Origin of the sequence: uncultured Flavobacterium sp. (genome assembly GCF_963925415.1) — a bacterium.
In the GTDB taxonomy this organism is placed as follows: Bacteria; Bacteroidota; Bacteroidia; order Flavobacteriales; family Flavobacteriaceae; genus Flavobacterium.
The window spans coordinates 1-4,230 of sequence record NZ_CAWUTS010000012.1; the positions used below are offsets into that span (position 1 = coordinate 1).

The following is a 4,230-nucleotide window of genomic DNA, read 5'->3' on the forward strand; positions in this document are numbered from 1 at the left end:
TCTGGTAATATATCTATATGATTGAACAATTGTTCTTTCATAAAACGTACATAACTATTCACAGAATCTGGTTCCATTGGGTAATATTCATCTAGATTGAAGGATACTACGTTTTTAAAACTCAACCCTTCTTCCTCGTGTAAACGCACCAATTCAGCATACAATCCTTTTGGTGAAGATCCTGTTGCCAACCCTATTATACATGCTTGTTTTTGAGCTTGTTTCACTCTAATAAGATCTGCTATCTCCGTCGCAACTGCTCTAGATGCTATCGTTGAATTTTCGTAAACAACGGTGCCAATATTTTCAAATCTTTTTTCGAAACCTGTTGCTTTATCTATATTACTTTTTAACATTTTTATTTTATTTGAATTTTTAATTCGATTTTTATTTTTTTTCAATTTTAGGTCCCCATATGGCAAAAAACAAAATCAGAGCGTAGCAAGGAATTAAAATCCAATAGCTACTTGTTGATGCTGTTGCAATGGCATCGGCTTGTTGCATGCCTTCTGTGATTAATTCACGCGTATTGGCATCAACCATTCTTCCATATAATGGTGGAATAATTGCTCCACCCGAAATTGCCATAATCAATAAGGCAGATGCTGTTTTTGTGAATTTACCTAACCCTTCTAAGGTTAGCGGCCAAATGGCTGGCCATACTAAGGCATTGGCTATACCCAAAGCTGCAACAAACAATATTGAGGCAAACCCAGTTGTATTTAAAATGCAAATACTAAAAATAATTCCTAAAATGGCACTTGCAATTAAAGCTGTTTTTTGCTTAATATATTTAGGGATTAAAAATACGCCTAATGCATAAGTTGCAACCATGGCCATTAGTGTATAGGTCGTAAAGAATTTTGCTTCTTCTCCTGTAAACCCTATAGATATCCCGTAAGCGATAATGGTATCGCCCGCAATAACTTCTGCACCTAAATATACAAATAAGGCTAAAACACCCAGCCATAAATGCGGAAACTGGAAAATACTTGTTTTTGCGCTGCCGTTATCTTTTCTTTCTGTAGCTTCTGCTGCTTCAATATTTGGCAACGGTGCTTTTCTGATCAAGAAACCTAACAGAAATAAAATTACTGCCATTACTAAATAGGGCATAAAAACACTATCTGCCATAGTATCTAAAAGCATACTTTTTTCTTCTATACTTACAGTTGATAATTTTTCCTTAACTTCATCTATACCAGATAGTAGCAAAGCACCAAATATTAAAGACCCTAAAGCTCCGGCTGTTTTGTTGGCAATTCCCATAATAGCGATACGTTTAGCACCGCTTTCTATAGGCCCTAAAATGGTGATGTACGGATTTGCTGCCGTTTGCAATATGGTCATTCCTATACCTTGAATAAAAATAGCCAATAAAAATACCCAGTACGTGCGTGCTTCTGCAGCTGGTATAAAAACCAAAGCACCTATCCCCATTATGATTAATCCTAAAGACATCCCTTTTCTGTAACCTATTTTATTTAAAAGATATGAGGCTGGTAGTGCCATTAGCACAAATGAAATGTACGATGCCGATGCTACTAAATAAGACTGGCCATCTGTTAATTCATTGATGGTTTTCATAAACGGAATTAGCGCTCCGTTTATCCAGGTTACAAATCCAAATATGAAAAATAGGCCACCTATTATGGCTATTGGGACTAGGTTACTTTTACTCTTTGATTGCATATATTTTATTTTTTAGAGATTAGTTCACTAATAATTCGTTTTTATAAAATGTTATGGTTTTTTTCATCTGTATTAATTTTGAATTTTTGATAGCTGTTGCGATAAACTTTGTAAAAGCTTAAATTGATTCTTCGCTCTATCTAAATTATGCTCAGGATATTTTGTTTTATAATATACATCACCATTTAGATAATCTGTTAGAAAGCGCAATGCCATAATAAATATCATTGTTTTAGCAGCCAATGGAAGATGTTTTAATTCTAATGGTGTTATCGACGATTTCATGTGTTCTAGAAAACCTTTGGTATAGGCCATATAATAGGTTGCATTAAATTCAACCAAATCTAAATTTATTTCATCTTCTGCTGCTGTATTGCATATCGTTCGGATGGCATCTCCAAAATCATAATGGATAATTCCTGGCATCACCGTATCCGTATCGATAACACAAAGACCTTTATTGTTTTTAGTAAATAATGCATTAGATATTTTAGTGTCATTATGCGTTGTACGTAATTTAATTTCGCCAGACTCTTTTAAGTTTTGAAGAATATGCATTTCTTCCTTTAAATCTGTTACGCAATCTATATACAATTTTGCTTTATAAAGTCGTTCTTTTGGAGTTGATTGTAGTGCTGCTTTAAATTGGGAATATCTAAAAGACATATCATGAAATTTAGGAATTACTTCGACTAACTTTGATACATCAAAATCACTGGTTTGGTTTAAAAAATCACCAAATAACTTTCCACCTTCATATGCTACCTCTTCATTATTTACCATTTCAAAAGTGACACTATTATCAATATAAATCATCATATTCCAATAGTTACCATCACTATCCTTATGATAAAAGGAATCATCATTCGTAGTCAATAAAAAAGAAAGTACACGTCCTTTGAGTTCTTTTTCAGAGAGGTGTGCCATTTTTTTTCGAATATGCAGACTTACGCTAACTTTATTTGTAATTAGACCAGGTACGTTTTTAAAAACACCGTGATTAATTCGTTGTAGCACAAAATATGGTTTCTCTTTTGTCTTTATTAAGTATGTATCATTTATATGACCCGACGCCAATTCTTGATAAGAATTAAACTCACCTTTATGCTTAAATTGTTCAAAAATGTATTTAAGTTTTTTTGCTAACATACTACCAGAGGTGTTTTGGATAAATACTGTTATTTTTTAATTGTTCAATTGCCTTTTGAACAATAGGCTTATCATCTTTATAAGTAACCCCAAACCATTGGGCATCAGACTTTAAGACTTTCACTGTTGCTCTATTTGATTTTACTATCTCACTTACAATATTTGGGATGTAAAATTCAGCCTTTAAATTTTCCTTATTCATTTCTAAAAACTTTTCAAATAGAGCTCCTCCAAATTCAAAAAATCTTGGTGTAAATCCCCAAAAGTTCATCGATACAACAGTATTTCCATCTATCAAAATATAAGTACCATCGTCATCCTTTCTTATTATTTTTCCGTCAATTTTTTCAATATGAGTTCGTTCCGTAACATCTAACAAGTAGTTTTTGTCATTTACTAGACATTCTCCTCTCGATACATAACCATGATCCGAAACGGTGTTTTTTAATAAGTATGCCATGGTATTAAAATCGTAGGAATTCATGTCTTTTTTAGACAAAGATTTAGCCATCACTTCAAAGGCTTCTTTTCCATAAAAATCATCTCCATTTATGATGGCAAAATTCTCTTTAACTACATCTTTTGTCATTAATAGAGCATGTCCTGTACCCCAGGGCTTTGTGCGTTCTGGGTTTATATATTTTTCAGGCACATTTTCAAGCTCTTGAAATACGTAAGCAATTTCAGCTTTGCCTTCCAGTTTTTTGTTGAAAATGTCTTTGAACTCTTTTTCGAAACTTTTTCTTATGATAAATACGAATTTCCCAAAACCTGCTTGAAGTGCATCATACAGTGAAAAATCAATAATTGTGTCTCCCTCTGGGCTAAATGAATCTATTTGTTTAAGACCTCCATACCGGCTTCCCATGCCAGCTGCTAATATTACAAGAGTTGGTTTGCTCATCTTTGTTTTTTGCTTTAATTAAATATTTATTTTCAAAGTAATCTTCTTGCGTGCATATTTGAATGTTTTGTTACGTAATGTGTGTTCAAAGGTTGGATAATTCACACAAAAAAAAGGGTATATTTTCAGCATATAGGTAGACATTATGTCTTTTTATTGAGAATTTAACTTCAATACCTTCTTCATTCCAATTAAAATCAAAGGATCAATTTTAATCTGGTTAAAATGTCATGATTTTTGAGGTTGGGTCTATCTCCATATAGGAATAAGAATTCATGCTTTTATTGGGCCTAAAAGAAAGTTCGATTCAATCTGAATTATCAGTCGAATCTATATCTAGATTAAATCTCAAACTATAAATTAAAAAAAGCTCTTAGAATACTATAAAGCTCTAAATTATGTCTTACTTATATGCTTTTACCAGTGCAAAAAGAATCATCTAATATATTTTACCTAGACCAAAACTTGTCAATAATTCTAACTCC

At 32.6% G+C, this 4,230-nt stretch carries 4 protein-coding genes; all 4 read right to left on the reverse strand.

The window, feature by feature from the left end; genetic code table 11:
* A partial coding sequence (locus AABM47_RS00860; RefSeq protein ID WP_338409033.1) for a 6-phosphogluconolactonase occupies window positions 1-356 on the reverse strand: 356 nt, incomplete at its 3' end.
* 31 nt (window positions 357-387) lie between these two features.
* The gene (locus AABM47_RS00865) at window positions 388-1,692 is read right to left on the reverse strand and encodes a sugar MFS transporter (protein WP_338409030.1); all 1,305 of its coding nucleotides are present in this window, start codon (window positions 1,690-1,692) and stop codon (window positions 388-390) included.
* 72 nt (window positions 1,693-1,764) lie between these two features.
* Window positions 1,765-2,769 (reverse strand): aminoglycoside phosphotransferase family protein, encoded by a 1,005-nt coding sequence (locus AABM47_RS00870; RefSeq protein WP_338409031.1) that lies wholly within the window; start codon window positions 2,767-2,769, stop codon window positions 1,765-1,767.
* A 73-nt stretch (window positions 2,770-2,842) separates the two neighbouring features.
* A complete protein-coding gene (locus tag AABM47_RS00875; protein WP_338409032.1) occupies window positions 2,843-3,745 on the reverse strand; it encodes a sugar phosphate nucleotidyltransferase in 903 nt (300 codons plus the stop codon).
* Window positions 3,746-4,230 lie beyond the last annotated feature (485 nt).

What these genes read in the sequence shown, in the direction of transcription:
- AABM47_RS00865 (WP_338409030.1), bottom strand. Translation starts at nt 1,692, where the DNA reads ATGCAATCAAAGAGTAAAAGTAACCTAGTCCCAATAGCCATAATAGGT.
- AABM47_RS00875 (WP_338409032.1), bottom strand. Translation starts at nt 3,745, where the DNA reads ATGAGCAAACCAACTCTTGTAATATTAGCAGCTGGCATGGGAAGCCGG.